Annotated in this window: 13 protein-coding genes; 3 read left to right on the forward strand and 10 right to left on the reverse strand. The window is 70.3% G+C overall.

Annotation, left to right across the window (positions count from 1 at the left end; translation table 11 throughout):
• Positions 1-2: 2 nt before the first annotated feature.
• Positions 3-950: an alpha/beta hydrolase gene (locus DOO78_RS00085; RefSeq protein WP_111467709.1), complete on the forward strand. Its 948-nt coding sequence runs from the start codon at positions 3-5 to the stop codon at positions 948-950.
• 4 nt (positions 951-954) lie between these two features.
• Positions 955-1,722 carry a glucose 1-dehydrogenase gene (locus DOO78_RS00090; RefSeq protein ID WP_111467710.1) on the forward strand — a complete coding sequence of 256 codons (768 nt, stop codon included), beginning with the start codon at positions 955-957 and terminating at the stop codon, positions 1,720-1,722.
• A gap of 39 nt (positions 1,723-1,761) precedes the next feature.
• Here DOO78_RS00090 and DOO78_RS00095 read toward each other — a convergent pair whose 3' ends face one another.
• The 10 genes from DOO78_RS00095 to DOO78_RS00140 form a co-directional block, all read right to left on the reverse strand.
• Entirely contained in the window at positions 1,762-2,967 is a 1,206-nt protein-coding gene (locus DOO78_RS00095; RefSeq protein WP_111467711.1) for an ABC transporter substrate-binding protein, read from the reverse strand.
• A gap of 19 nt (positions 2,968-2,986) precedes the next feature.
• The gene (locus DOO78_RS00100; RefSeq protein WP_111467712.1) at positions 2,987-4,189 is read right to left on the reverse strand and encodes an ABC transporter substrate-binding protein; all 1,203 of its coding nucleotides are present in this window, start codon (positions 4,187-4,189) and stop codon (positions 2,987-2,989) included.
• Positions 4,190-4,224: 35 nt separating this feature from the next.
• Entirely contained in the window at positions 4,225-5,433 is a 1,209-nt protein-coding gene (locus DOO78_RS00105) for an ABC transporter substrate-binding protein (protein ID WP_111467713.1), read from the reverse strand.
• A gap of 21 nt (positions 5,434-5,454) precedes the next feature.
• Complete coding sequence (locus tag DOO78_RS00110) at positions 5,455-6,471, reverse strand: branched-chain amino acid ABC transporter permease (protein ID WP_111467714.1); 1,017 nt, start codon at positions 6,469-6,471, stop codon at positions 5,455-5,457.
• Between the two features lie 7 nt (positions 6,472-6,478).
• Positions 6,479-7,351 carry a branched-chain amino acid ABC transporter permease gene (locus tag DOO78_RS00115; protein ID WP_111467715.1) on the reverse strand — a complete coding sequence of 291 codons (873 nt, stop codon included), beginning with the start codon at positions 7,349-7,351 and terminating at the stop codon, positions 6,479-6,481.
• Between the two features lie 26 nt (positions 7,352-7,377).
• The gene (locus DOO78_RS00120; RefSeq protein WP_111467716.1) at positions 7,378-8,088 is read right to left on the reverse strand and encodes an ABC transporter ATP-binding protein; all 711 of its coding nucleotides are present in this window, start codon (positions 8,086-8,088) and stop codon (positions 7,378-7,380) included.
• Positions 8,072-8,854 carry an ABC transporter ATP-binding protein gene (locus DOO78_RS00125; protein WP_111467717.1) on the reverse strand — a complete coding sequence of 261 codons (783 nt, stop codon included), beginning with the start codon at positions 8,852-8,854 and terminating at the stop codon, positions 8,072-8,074. Before DOO78_RS00125 ends, DOO78_RS00120 begins: the two co-directional genes overlap by 17 nt.
• A 341-nt stretch (positions 8,855-9,195) precedes the next feature.
• On the reverse strand, positions 9,196-10,434 hold the full coding sequence (locus DOO78_RS00130; protein ID WP_111467718.1) for a CaiB/BaiF CoA transferase family protein: 1,239 nt from the start codon (positions 10,432-10,434) through the stop codon (positions 9,196-9,198).
• On the reverse strand, positions 10,431-11,183 hold the full coding sequence (locus DOO78_RS00135; protein ID WP_111467719.1) for a CoA-transferase: 753 nt from the start codon (positions 11,181-11,183) through the stop codon (positions 10,431-10,433). The genes DOO78_RS00130 and DOO78_RS00135 overlap by 4 nt, the downstream gene beginning before the upstream one ends.
• Entirely contained in the window at positions 11,180-12,019 is an 840-nt protein-coding gene (locus tag DOO78_RS00140; RefSeq protein WP_111467720.1) for a CoA transferase subunit A, read from the reverse strand. Before DOO78_RS00140 ends, DOO78_RS00135 begins: the two co-directional genes overlap by 4 nt.
• A 251-nt stretch (positions 12,020-12,270) precedes the next feature.
• On the opposite strand from DOO78_RS00140, the gene DOO78_RS00145 reads away from it, so the two are divergent.
• Positions 12,271-12,831 (forward strand): GNAT family N-acetyltransferase, encoded by a 561-nt coding sequence (locus tag DOO78_RS00145; protein ID WP_243634284.1) that lies wholly within the window; start codon positions 12,271-12,273, stop codon positions 12,829-12,831.
• Positions 12,832-12,844: the final 13 nt, after the last annotated feature.

Here is a 12,844-nt window from a genome sequence, read left to right on the forward strand (position 1 = left end):
CGATGCCGCTCGATCCTGGTGCCGTCACCGTTCTCAACCTCATCAAGGAGCTCGGCCGGCCGCCGATCCAGGAGCTGACGCCGGCCGAGGCGCGCGAGGCGACCGCCAAGTCGCGCGCCGTCCTGGCGCCCGAGCCGGAGGAGGTCGCCGAGATCGAGGATCTCACCTGCCCCGGCCCGCGCGGCGAGATCCGGCTGCGGCGCTACCGCGGCGCCGGCACCCTCGCGGGCGAGGCCTTGCCCTGCCTGCTCTACCTGCATGGCGGCGGCTGGGTGATCGGCGATCTCGACAGCCACGACCAGCCCTGCCGGCTGCTGGCCAATGCGGCGCGCTGCTGCGTCATCGCGGTGGATTACCGCATGGCGCCGGAGCATGTGTATCCGGCGGCGGTGGAGGATTGCGCCGCGGCGCTCGGCTTCGTCGTGGAGAATGCCGGGACGCTGCGCATCGATCCGTCGCGCATCGCGGTCGGCGGGGACAGCGCCGGCGGCAACCTCGCCGCGGTGCTCGCCATCATGGCGCGCGACGGCAGCCTGCCGCCGATCGGCTTCCAGATGCTGCTCTACCCGGCGACGGACATGGCGGGCGAGCGCCCGGCTTATCAGCGCTTCACCGAGGGGCTGATCCTCACCGACAAGACCATGCGCTGGTTCATCAATTACTACACGCCCGACCCGGCGCGGCGGGTGGAGTGGCAGGCGAGCCCGCTGCGGGTGCCGAGCCTGAAGGGCGTGGCCACCGCCTATGTCATGACCGCGGGCTACGACCCGCTGGTGGACGAGGGCATCGAATACGCGAAGCGGCTGGAGGCGGATGGCGTGCGGGTGATGCATGTCCACATGGCCGACCAGATCCACGCCTTCCTCACCATGGGCAAGTTCATCCCGGCGGCCGATCTGGCGCTGCGCCAGGCGGCGCTGGCGCTGGCGCATCACTGGGCCGGGGGCTGAGCCGATGGCGGGATTGCTCGAAGGCAAGTCGGCGCTGGTGACCGGCGCCGCCTCCGGCATCGGCCGCGCCGCGGCGCTGGCCTTCGCCCGCGAGGGCGCCTGGGTGGCGGCGGCGGACCGCAACCTCGAGGCGGCGAAGGGCACCGTCGCGGCGATCGAGAAGGCCGGCGGCCAGGCCGTCGCCATCGCCTGCGACGTCACCGAGGATGCGCAGGTGGCGGCGATGGTCGCCGCGGCGGTGGAGGCCTTCGGCAGCCTCGACTGCGCCTTCAACAATGCCGGGGTCGCGCCCTATCAGCTCAACTCGGCCGGCGTGCTGGCGGGCGACCTGGAGGAGGCCTCCTGGCTCGGCCTCATCGATGTCAACCTGCACGGCGTCTGGCGCTGCCTGCGGCACGAGGTGGCGCAGATGCGCCTCCAGGGCGGCGGCGCCATCGTCAACACCGCCTCCATCCTCGGCCTCATCGGCTCCGGTGGCGCGGCGGCCTATGTGGCGAGCAAGCATGCGGTGGTCGGGCTGACCAAGGCGGCCGCGGTGGACCATGCGCCGGAGAATATCCGGGTGAATGCCGTCTGCCCCGGCTATATCGAGACGCCGATGACCGAGGAGACGGTGCGCCGCCGCGGCGAGCAGCTCATGGCGCGGGTGCCGATGGCGCGCATGGGCACGCCGCAGGAGATCGCCGAGGCGGTGGTCTGGATGTGCTCCGACCGCGCCGGCTTCGTCACCGGCGCCTGCTGGCAGGTGGACGGCGGCTACACGGCGCGCTGAGGATATCGGGCGCGGGGCAAGGGCCCCGCGCCGCCGCTCTCAAACATTCGCGCCTTCGATCAACCCGCCGAAGCGTTCCCAGGTGCTGCCGGTCCAGCGGGCGAGCTGCATCTGCCGGATCGGGTGGAAATTGGTCGGCGAGGTGTTCACCGTGATGCCGGGGATCACGGTCGGCGGCTGGAAGCCGTGCATGTTCGCCACCTGCTGCATGATGTTGGCGCGGCTGAAGTCGCCCTTGCACTGCTCCAGCATGAAGACGAGGTTGCGGGCGATGCCGTAGGCGAAGGTGTAGTTGCCGTCCTTGAGGTCGCCATCCGGGATGTATTTCGCCATGAAGCCGCGCCATTCGTTCATGCCGGCATCATTGGCCCAGGCCGGATCGGTCTGGTCCTTCAGATAGGAGGAGGTGATGATGCCGATGCCGCGCTCCGGCCCCGCCGGCTCCATCACCGAGCCGACCGAGATCGAGACATTGGTCAGGTAGTGCAGCGGCTTCCAGCCGATATCCGAGACCTTCTTGATGGTCTGGGCGGCGAATTTCGGCGTCGCGGCGGTCATCAGCACCTCGGCGCCGGCGCTTTGCAGGGAGACGATCTGGCTGTCGATGGTCGGGTCCGTCACCTCGTAGCTGGCGGTGCGCACGGCGCTGTCGAATTTGGCGCCGAACACATCCTTCATGCCGTTCAGGTAGTCCTTGCCGAAATCGTCGTTCTGGTAGAGCAGGGCCACCTTGGCGCCCGGCTTCTGCTCCAGCATGTGCTTGGCGTAGATCTGCGCCTCGGTCCGGTAGCTGGGCTGCCAGCCGATGGTCCAGGGATATTCCTGCGGGTTGCCCCACTTGTCGGCGCCGGTCGAGAGGAAGATGTGCGGCACCTTGCGCTGGTTCACGTAGCGGTGGATGGCGCTGTTGGTCGGCGTGCCGAGGGTGTTGAACAGGAAAGCGACCTTGTCCTGCTCCACCAGCCGCCGCACCTGCTCCACCGTCTTCGGCGGGCTGTAATTGTCGTCGTAGGTGATGAAGTTGATCTTCCGCCCGGCGATGCCGCCCTGGTCGTTGACCATCCTGAAGAAATGCTGGTGCGAGCGGCCGATGACGCCATAGGCGGAAGCCGGGCCGCTATAGGGCATGGTGTTGCCGATGCGCAGCTCGGTGGCGGTGACGCCGGGCAGGTCCTCCGCCCGGGCGAGGCGTGGCGCGGCGAGGCCGGCGATCCCGGCGGCGAGGATATGGCGACGCGTCGGCATGCTCGTCTCCTTGCTGTGGTCAGACCTCGGCGCCCTCGATCAGCCCGCCGAAGCGGACCCAGGAGGCGCCGTCCCAGCGCTGCAGCTGCATCTTCTGGATCGGGCGGTAATCCTGCGGCCCGGTGTTCAGGGTGATGCCGGGCAGCAGCACGGGAAGCGCCACCTCATGCAGGCCGGCCGCCTGGCGCATGACGGTCTCGCGCGAGAAATCGCCGTCGCACTGGGCAAGGAGCTGCTGCAGCGTGCGGCCGAGCGCATAGCCATAGACCGTGTTGGCGTCGTGCAGGTCGCCGTCGGGCATCCACTGCTTCATGAAGGCGCGGTACTCGTTCATGCCCGGATCGTCGCGCCAAGCGGCGTCGCCCTGCTCCTTCAGATAGCCGGAGGTGATGATGCCGACGCCCTTCTCCATGCCCGCCGGCTGCATCACCGCGCCGACCGAGAGCGAGACATTGGTCAGGTAGCGCTGCGCCTGCCAGCCGATGTCGTGCACCTTGCGGATCGCCTGCGCCGCCGCCTTGGGGCCGAGGGCGATCATCAGCACATCGGCGCCGGTGGATTGCAGGGACAGGATCTGGCTGTCCGGCGTCGGGTCGGTGATCTCGAAGGAGGCGGTCTTCACCGTGGCATCGAAGCGCTCGGCGCCGATGACGTCGCGCATGCCGGCGATGTAGTCCTTCCCGAAATCGTCGTTCTGGAAGACGATGGCGAGGCGGAATTCCTTGCGCTGCGCCAGCAGGTGCTTGGCGTAGATCTGCGCCTCGGTCCGGTAGCTGGGCTGCCAGCCCATGGTCCAGGGCGTGTCCTGCCAATTGCCCCATTTGTCGGCGCCGGTGGCGAGGAACAGATGCGGCACCTTGCGCTGGTTGCAATAGCGTAGGATGGCGTTGTTGGTCGGCGTGCCGAGCGGGTTGAAGAGGAAGGCGACCTTGTCCTGCTCGATCAGCCGCCGCGTCTGCTCCACCGTCTTCGGCGGGCTGAAGCCGTCGTCATAGGTGATGAAGTTGATCTTCCGCCCGGCGACGCCGCCCTGCTCGTTCAGCATGCGGATGAAGGCCTGCTCGGTGCGGCCGATCACCCCATAGGCGCTGTTCGGGCCGCTATAGGGCATGGTGTTGCCGATGCGCAGCTCGGTGGCGGTGACGCCGGGCAGATCGGCCGCCCGCGCCACCGCCGGCGCCGCCAGGGCCGCAATGAGGATCTCTCGCCTGCGAAGAAGCATCCCGTTCTCTCCCTGGGGGCGTGGCTGGCCTGGCGCTAGACCTCGGCGCCCTCGATCACCTTGCCGAAGCGCACCCAGCCCTTGCCGTCCCAGCGCTGCAGCTGCATCTGCCGGATCGGCCGGTAATTCTCCGCGCTGGTGCTGACCGTGATGCCAGGCAGCAGGGTCGGCAGCGGCATCGGCGCCAGGCTGGTCGCCTGCTTCATGACATTGGCGCGCGAGAGGTCGTTGCCGCATTGCCGCAGCACCTGGAACAGCGTCAGGCCGACGCTGTAGGCATAGGTGTAGTTGTTGTCGCCCAGCTCGCCGTCCGGGATGTAGCGCTGCATGAACTCGCGCCATTCCCGCATGCCCGGATCATCCGCCCAGGAGGGATCGCTCTGGTCCTTGCGGTAGTCGGAGGTGATGAGGCCGACCGCCTTCTCCCGCCCCGCCGGCTCGATGACCACCGAGCCGGAGACCGAGACGTTGCTCATGAACATCATCGGCTTCCAGTTCAGGTCGAAGACCCGCCGGATGGCCTGCGCCGCGAAGCGCGGGATGATGCCGCAGACCAGCGCGTCGCAGCCCGCCGCCTGCAGGGAGACGATCTGGCTGTCGATGGTCGCATCCGTCGCCTCGTGCGAGGCGGTCTTGACCATCGAATCGAAGCGTGGGCCGAGCACGTCCCGCACGCCGGCGACGTAGTCCTTGCCGAAGTCGTCGTTCTGGTGGAGCAGGCCGATCCGCGCCTCCGGCTTCTGCTCCAGGATGTGCTTGGCGTAGATCTGCGCCTCGATCCGGTAGCTGGGCTGCCAGCCGATGGTCCAGGGATACTGCTTCGGCTCGGCCCATTTGTCGGCGCCCGTCGCCAGGAACAGGTGCGGCACCTTGCGCTGGTTCACGTAGCGATGGATGGCGCTGTTGGTCGGCGTGCCGAGGTTGTTGAACAGGAAGGCGACCTTGTCCTGCTCCACCAGCCGCCGCGTCTGCTCCAACGTCTTCGGCGGGCTGTAGGCATCGTCATAGACGAGGAAGGTGATCTTCCGCCCGCCGATGCCGCCCTGGTCGTTCAGTTGCTTGACCATGGCGGTCAGGCATTTCGCGATGAGGGAATAGGCCGAGGCGGGGCCGGAGAGGGCATAGGTGGTGCCGATGCGCAGCTCGGTCGCGGTGACGCCCGGGCTCTCCTCGGCCCGGGCCAGCCGGGGCGTGGCGAGGAGCAGGACGGAACCGGCGAGGAGGCGGCGGCGGGGAAGGCTCATCAGGATGGTCGGTCCCTTGGGTCAGGGGCGGATGCGCAGGCGCTGGCCGATGCGGCGCAGCAGCCCGGCGAATCCGTCCGGCAGCAGGAAGAGGAAGAGGATGAGGATGACGCCGTAGATCACCCCCGGCGCCGCCTTGCTGATCGCCTCGGCGATGTTCGGGACGAAGAGCACGAAGAGGCCGCCGAAGAGCGAGCCCAGGATGGAGGCGACGCCGCCCACCACCATGCCGACGAAGAGGGTGATGGAGACGAAGATGCTGAAGCTGTCGGGCGCCACGAACTCGATCGCCACCGCCGAGAGCGAGCCGGCGATGCCGGTGATCATGGCGCTGACCGCGAAGGCGCGGGTCTTCAGCGAGGCGATGTCCATGCCCATCGCCTCGGCCGCCGTCGGGTTGTCCCGCGTGGCGATGAGGGCCCGGCCGATGCGGCTGCGGATGAGGTTCCAGGCCAGCAGGAAGCAGGCCCCGGCGACGATCAGCGTCACCACATACATCCACTGGTCGGGCGAGAGCGGCAGGCCGGCCGGCGGGTCGGGCTTGACCAGGAACAGGCCTTGTACGCCGCCCGTCCAGTCCTCGATCGACTTGTGCTTGAGGATCTGCGGCACCGCGACGGCGAGGGAGAAGGTGGTCAGCGCCAGGTAGTGGCCGGCAAGCCGCAGCGCCGGGAAGCCGATGCCGTAGCCGATGACGCCGCAGACCACGGCCGAGACCGGCAGCGTCGCCCAGAAGGACCAGTCGAAATGCGACATCAGGATCGCCGTGGCATAGGCGCCGACCGCGAAGAAGGCGCCATGGCCGAGGCTGATCTGGCCGTTGTAGCCGCAGACGATGTTCAGCCCGAGCACCGCCAGCGCCATGATCACCGCCATGGTGAGCTGGAAGAGGTGGAAGCTCTCCAGCAGGACGAGCGGCGCGAGGGCGACGGCGATGCCCACGAGCAGGTAGAGGCCCCGCCGCCAGGCGGGGGTCGCGGCCGGGACGGCGATGGGGCCGATGGCAGCCTCGGGATGGAGGCCCTTGCTCGCGCTCATGCTCACCTCACACCCGGCTCAGGACGACGCGGCCGAACAGGCCGGACGGACGCACGACCAGCACGCCGATGATGATCGCCAGCGCGACGGTCAGCTTCAGCTCGGTGCCGACGACATAGGCGCCGGCCAGGTTCTCCAGCACGCCGACCGAGAAGCCGCCGAGCACCGCGCCCGCCGGGTTGTCGATGCCGCCCATCAGGGCGCCGGCGAAGGCGTAGAGCAGGATGCCGAGCATCATCGTCGGATCGAGGAAGACGACGGGCGCCACCATCATGCCGGCGACCGCGCCGATCGCCGCCGCCAGCCCCCAGCCGAGCGCCAGCATCCAGCCGACCCGGATGCCGACCAGCCGCGCCGAGCGCGGGTTGTAGGCGGCGGCGCGCATGGCGAGGCCGAGCCGGGTGAAGCGGAAGAAGGCCCAGACCAGCACCAGCACGGTGAGCGTCACCAGGGTGCTGCCCAGCTCGTGCGCCGAGACCAGGCCACCGAAGAGCGGCTTGTCGCTGGCGAAGGGGCTGGGGAAGACCTTGGTGGTGTAGCCGAAGATCCAGCCCGTGGCGTTGCCGATGATGAGCAGCAACCCGATGAAGACGCCGACCATGGTCAGCACCGGCGCGTTCGCCACCGGCCGGATCAGGATCCGCTCGACCACCACGCCGATCGCGAAGGAGACGACGATGGTGCCGAAGAAGGCGACCCAATAGGGCATGCCGGCCTGGATCATGCTCCAGGCGATGAAGGTCGACAGCGTCGCCATCTCGCCCTGGGCGAAATTCACGTGATGCGTCGCCTGGTAGATCATGACGATGGCGAGCGCCACGGAGGCGTAGATGCCACCCGTGGCGATGCCGGCGACGATCTGGTGCGCGAGGCCGTCCATTCCCGAACTCCGTGGCAGCCGAGGGGCTAGTAGCCGAGATAGGACCGGCGGATCGCCTCATCCTCGCGGATTTCGGCGGCGATGCCGGACATGACGATGGAGCCGGTCTCGAGCAGATAGGCGAGATCGGCGAGCTCGAGCGCGAGGTTGGCATTCTGCTCGACCAGCAGGATGCCGACGCCGGATTCGGCGCGGATGCGGCGCATGATGCCGAAGATCTCCTGCACGATGAGCGGCGCGAGGCCGAAGCTCGGCTCGTCCAGCAGCAGCAGCTTCGGCCGCAGCAGCAGGGCGCGGGCGATGGCGAGCATCTGCTGCTCGCCGCCCGACAGCGTGCCGGCCTGCTGCCGCCAGCGCTGCTTGAGGCGCGGGAACCAGCCGCAGAGCCGGTCGAAATCCGCCTGGATCTCGCGGTCGCGCCGCGTATAGGCGCCGAGGCGGAAATTCTCCTCGACCGTCAGCTCCATGAAGGTGCCGCGGCCATCCGGCACATGCGCGATGCCGCGGCGGACGATGTCCTCGGTCGCCCTTCCCTGCAGCGTCTGGCCGAGGAAGTCGATCGCGCCCTCGGTGCGGACCATGCCGCAGATGGCGCGCAGCGTCGTCGTCTTGCCCGCGCCATTGGCGCCGAGCAGCGCCGTCACGCCGCCCTCGTTCACCCGGAAGTCGAGGCCGTGCAGCACATGCGTCGGGCCGTAGCCGGCCTTCAGGCCCTTGACCTCAAGCAGCGCGGGCATGGTCGTCCCCGCCGCCGAGATAGGCCCGGATCACCTCCGGATCGCTGCGCACCTGCTCGGGCGTGCCGTCGGCGATCTTCTTGCCGAAATCGAGCGCCACCACCTTGTCCGAGACGCGCATGACGAGGCTCATATGATGCTCGACCAGCAGGATCGCGAGGTTGAAATTGCGCCGTATCTCGCCGAGCAGCGCGGCCAGATCGTCCACCTCGCCATGGTTCAGGCCGCCCGCCGGCTCGTCGAGCAATAGCAGCTTCGGCCGGCTGATGAGGGCGCGGGCCATCTCGACGCGCTTCTGCCAGCCGAAGGGCAGGGCGGCGACCGGGGCATCGGCGACGCGGTTGAGGTCGAGCAGCGCCAGCAGCTCGCTCGCCCGGGCCTGGGCCTCCGCCGCCTCGCGCCGCACCTGCGGCAGGGCGAGGGCGCTGGCGATGAAGCCGCTGCGGCCCGAGGCATGCGCCCCGGCCAGCACGTTCTCCCGCACCGTCATGCTGCGGAACAGCGCCAGGTTCTGGAAGGTGCGGCCGATGCCGTAACCGGTCATGCGGTGGCGCGGCTCGCCGGTGATGTCCTGGCCGGCGAATCGGATGCGGCCGGAATTGGGCCGGTAGATGCCGCTGATGCAATTGAAGGTGGTGGTCTTGCCGGCGCCGTTCGGGCCGATCAGGCCGCAGATCTGGCGGTCCTCGACCGCGAAGGAGACACCCGCCACGGCGGTCACGCCACCGAAGCGGATGACGATGTCCTCGACCTCGAGCAGAGCCATGCGCGGCCGCTCAGCCTCGGCATCCGCGCCGGGGCGCGGGATCGGGCCTGGGTTCGGACCGCATCCGCGATCCGCTGCTGCGCTGCATGCAACCTCCCTGTGCCGCGTCCCGGGCTCGTTGGCGGGCCTCCGGCGGCTAAGTCATTCCTGGACGGCGGGCATTAGACCGGCAGGCCGCGCCGGACGCAAGCCGGCAAACCCGGCCGCCACATGGCGCAATCCCCGCTTACCGCCCGGCAACGGGGCGGCGCGACGGCGCCGTGGCCCCCCGCCCGCCGCGACGGCCGGAAGGCGCAGGGGCGAGCGCGAGCCGCGGCGTCGCGCCCTGCGCCTCCGGGGCCTCAGCGCCGCCGCTGTTCCACCAGCACCCCGCTCGCCCGCAGCGCCTTCAACTCCTCGGCGGAGAAGCCGCGGGCCGCCAGCACCGTATCGGTATGCTCGGCGAAGCGCGGCGGCTCGGCGCGGGTGCCGCCCGGGGTGCGGGACAGCTTGATCGGCGTGCCGAGGCCCCGGTACTCGCCGAGCTCCGTCACCATGGCGCGGTGCGCCGTGTGCTCGGCCGCCATCGCCTCGTCCACATGCAGCACCGGCCCGGCCGGCAGGCCGGCGGCCAGCATGCGCCGGGTCAGGTCGTGCCCGTCCTCCTCGGCGAAGCGCTTCTCGAGGATCTCGGTCAGCGCGTCGCGGTTGGTGACGCGCGCGCCGTTGGTGGCGAAGCGCGGGTCCTGCGCCACCTCGGGGAAGCCGAGGAACTCGCAGAATTTCCGGAAGGCCGGGTCGTTGCCGGCGGCGACGAAGATCTCGCAGGTCCGGGTCTTGAACTTCGAGTAGGGGGCGAGGTTCGGGTGCGGGTTGCCGGTCGGCTTCGGCCGCTTGCCGTTCAGGAAGTAATTGGCGGCATGCGGGTGCAGCAGCGCCATGCCGCAGTCGTGCAGCGTCATGTCGACATACTGGCCGAGGCCGCTCTTCTCCCGCTCCTGCAGCGCCATCAGGATGCCGATGGCGCTGAACAGGCCGGTGGCGATGTCGACGATCGGGTTGCCGAGGCGGGTCGGGCCGCTGGTCTCGGTGCCGTTGATCGACATCAGCCCGGTCATCGCCTGCAGCACGGCGTCATAGCCCGGGAAGCCGCCGAGCGGGCCGGTGCCGCCGAAGCCCGAGACCCGGCAATGCACCAGGCGCGGGAAGCGCGCCTTCAGCACCTGCTCGTAGCCGAGGCCCCATTTCTCCATGCTGCCCGGCTTGAAATTCTCGATCAGCACATCGGCGCCCTCGAGCAGGCGCAGCAGCACCTCCCGCCCCGCCGGCTTGGAGAGGTCGAGCCCGACCGAGCGCTTGTTGCGGTTGACGCCGAGGAAGTAGCTGGCATCGCCGGCGGAATCGAAGGGCGGGCCCCAGTCCCGCACCTCGTCGCCCTGCGGCGGCTCGAGCTTGATGACATCGGCGCCGTGGTCGGACAGCACCATGGTGCAGTAGGGGCCGCCGAGCACGCGGGTGAGGTCGATCACCCGCAGGCCGGCCAGCGCCCCGGCGGAACGCGCGAGGCCCTTGCCTTCGCTGGTGGGCGGAGCGTCGGTCATGCGGCAGCCTTCCTGTCGAACACGCGGGCACAGAACTCCGGATAGGTTTCGAGCATCTCGTCGCAGACCGGGCCGCGCAGCAGCGCCAGCTCGGCGGGCGTCGGGTCGGGCGTCTGCGGCACCGTCTCCGGGACGTCGAAATCGAAGCCGGTGGCGGCGCGGATGCCCTCCACCGTCTCGCCCGGATGCAGGCTCTGCAGCGAGAAGCGGGCGCGGTCGGGGTGGAAGCGGAAGACGCAGCGGCCGGTGACCAGCGCCTGGGCATGGCCGCGGCGGAAGACGCCCGGCTCGTTCACCCCGGCGGCCGAGATGTTGTCCACCCGCTCCACCAGCACCCGCGGCGAATGCTCCTCGCGGAACAGGATGGTGCGGTGCGCCATCGCATACATGAAGGCGGAGCCGAAGCTGCCCGGGAAGCGCACGCCGCGGCCCGGCCATTCGCCGGTGCCGACCAGGTTGAGGTTGGCCTGGCCGTCGATTTGCCCGCCGCCGAGGAAGAAGAGGTCGATGCGGCCCTGGCCGGTGAGGTCGAAGAGCTCGCGCGTGCCCTCGGTGAAGGGGTTGCCGCTCCGCTTGTGCAGCAGGGAGAGGCGCACCGGATGCCCCTGCTTGTGCACCAGCCAGCAGGCCGCGGCCGGGATGGGCGAGGCGGCGCCGACCGCGATGTGGCGGGCGGGCGGCGCATCGGGGGCGAGGATCAGCCGCGCCAGGGCGGCGGCCAGGCGTTCCTCCAGGCGGATGTCGCTCATTCCGCGGCCACCGCCTGCGGCGCCGCGCCGGTCATCACCTCGCGCGCGAGCCATTCGGTGAAGCCCGCCTCGGTGCGGGCCATGCGGGCGTAATCGGCGACATAGGCGGCGTCGAAGCCGTACTCGTCGAGCAGCGCGACCGGATGCGCGCCGCGCTCGGCGATGGCGATATCGGTGACATAGGTGGCGTTGATGGTGCCGGGGGCGAGGCGCTCATCCTCCAGGAAATTGCCCGGCACCACGCGTTCCACCGTCACCAGGGCGCGCTTGCTGGCATGCGCGATGGTGGCGCATTCCCGCCGCCGGCCGAGCCAGACATTGCCGAGGGAATCCGCCATGACGGCATGGAAGATCGCCACATCCGGCTGCAGCGCCGGCAGCAGGACGATCGGGTCCTCGCCCGCGGCGGCATAGGGGTTGGGCACCACCTTCCAGTCCGGCCGGTGGGCCAGGATGTCGCTGCCGATCAGGCCGCGCAGCGGCATGAAGGGCACACCCTTCTCGGCCGCCTGCAGCATGGTGTGGACGGCCGGGCAGGTGCAGTCCCGCACCACCAGGCTGCCGGCCCGCACCGCCGCCGAGAAGCGTGGCGCGAAGCCGGCCTCGCCGAGGGAGACGGCGCTGGTCTCGATCTCGGCGACGCAGCCGGCGCCGATCAGCATGTCGGCGGCGAAGCCCGCGACCGGCACGCCGAGCAGCCTGAGCCCGCGCGCCCCGCGCCGCACCAGCGCCTTGGCCAGCGCCACGGAGGGCAGGGAGTTGTCGGGCGGCAGGGCCAGCAGCGCGCCATCCGGCACGCTCGCGGCCATCGCCTCCAGGCTGATCGGGTTGGTCATCGGCTCTCCTCCTTGGCGCCCAGCCTGATGTCCCGCAGGCGCGGTCCTGCCGACCCCGCCCCGGGCCACCCGCCATCCGTCGCGGTGGCCGCTGGTCCGCTGCCTTCGCGGGAAAACCCGCGCGCATCGCCGGCAGGACACTAGAGCAGATCGGCGCCTTCGGAAACGCGCCGGCCGCCGGACCCTTGCGGCGGCTGCGGCCGGGCGGCATGGCTCGCGCCATGGCCCCGACCCCGTCCGCGCCCCTCCCGTTGACCGGCCCGCGCCTCCGGCTCCGCCCCTGGCGGGAGGCGGACCGGGCGCCGCTCGCCGCCATCAACACCGACCCGGTGGCGATGCGGCATTTCGCGGCGCCGATGACCCGGGCCGAGAGCGATGCCTGGATGGACCGGCTGCAGCGGCATATCGAGGCGCATGGCTGGGGCTTCTGGTGCGTCGAGCGGCGGGACGCGCCGGGCTGCATCGGGGCGGTCGGGCTGATGCACCTCGCCTTCGCCCCGCCCTGGGCGCCGGCCGATGCCGCGCCCACCGTCGAGATCGGCTGGCGGATCGCCCCCGGCCTGCAGCGCCAGGGCCTGGCCGAGGAGGCGGCCCGGCTGGCGCTCGCCGCCGGCTTCGGCCCGATCGGCCTCGCCGAGCTGGTCGCCTTCACCCGGCCGGCGAACCAGCCCTCCTGGCGGCTGATGCAGAAGCTCGGCATGACGCGCGGCCCGGATTTCGCGCATCCGCGCCTGCCCGAGGGCCATCCCGCCCGGCCGCACATCCTCTACCGCCTGACGCGGGCGGATTGGCAGGCGCAGCGGCAGGCTTGAGGGCGGCGGCAGC

Source organism: Roseicella frigidaeris (assembly GCF_003258945.1).
In the GTDB taxonomy this organism is placed as follows: Bacteria; Pseudomonadota; Alphaproteobacteria; order Acetobacterales; family Acetobacteraceae; genus Paracraurococcus; species Paracraurococcus frigidaeris.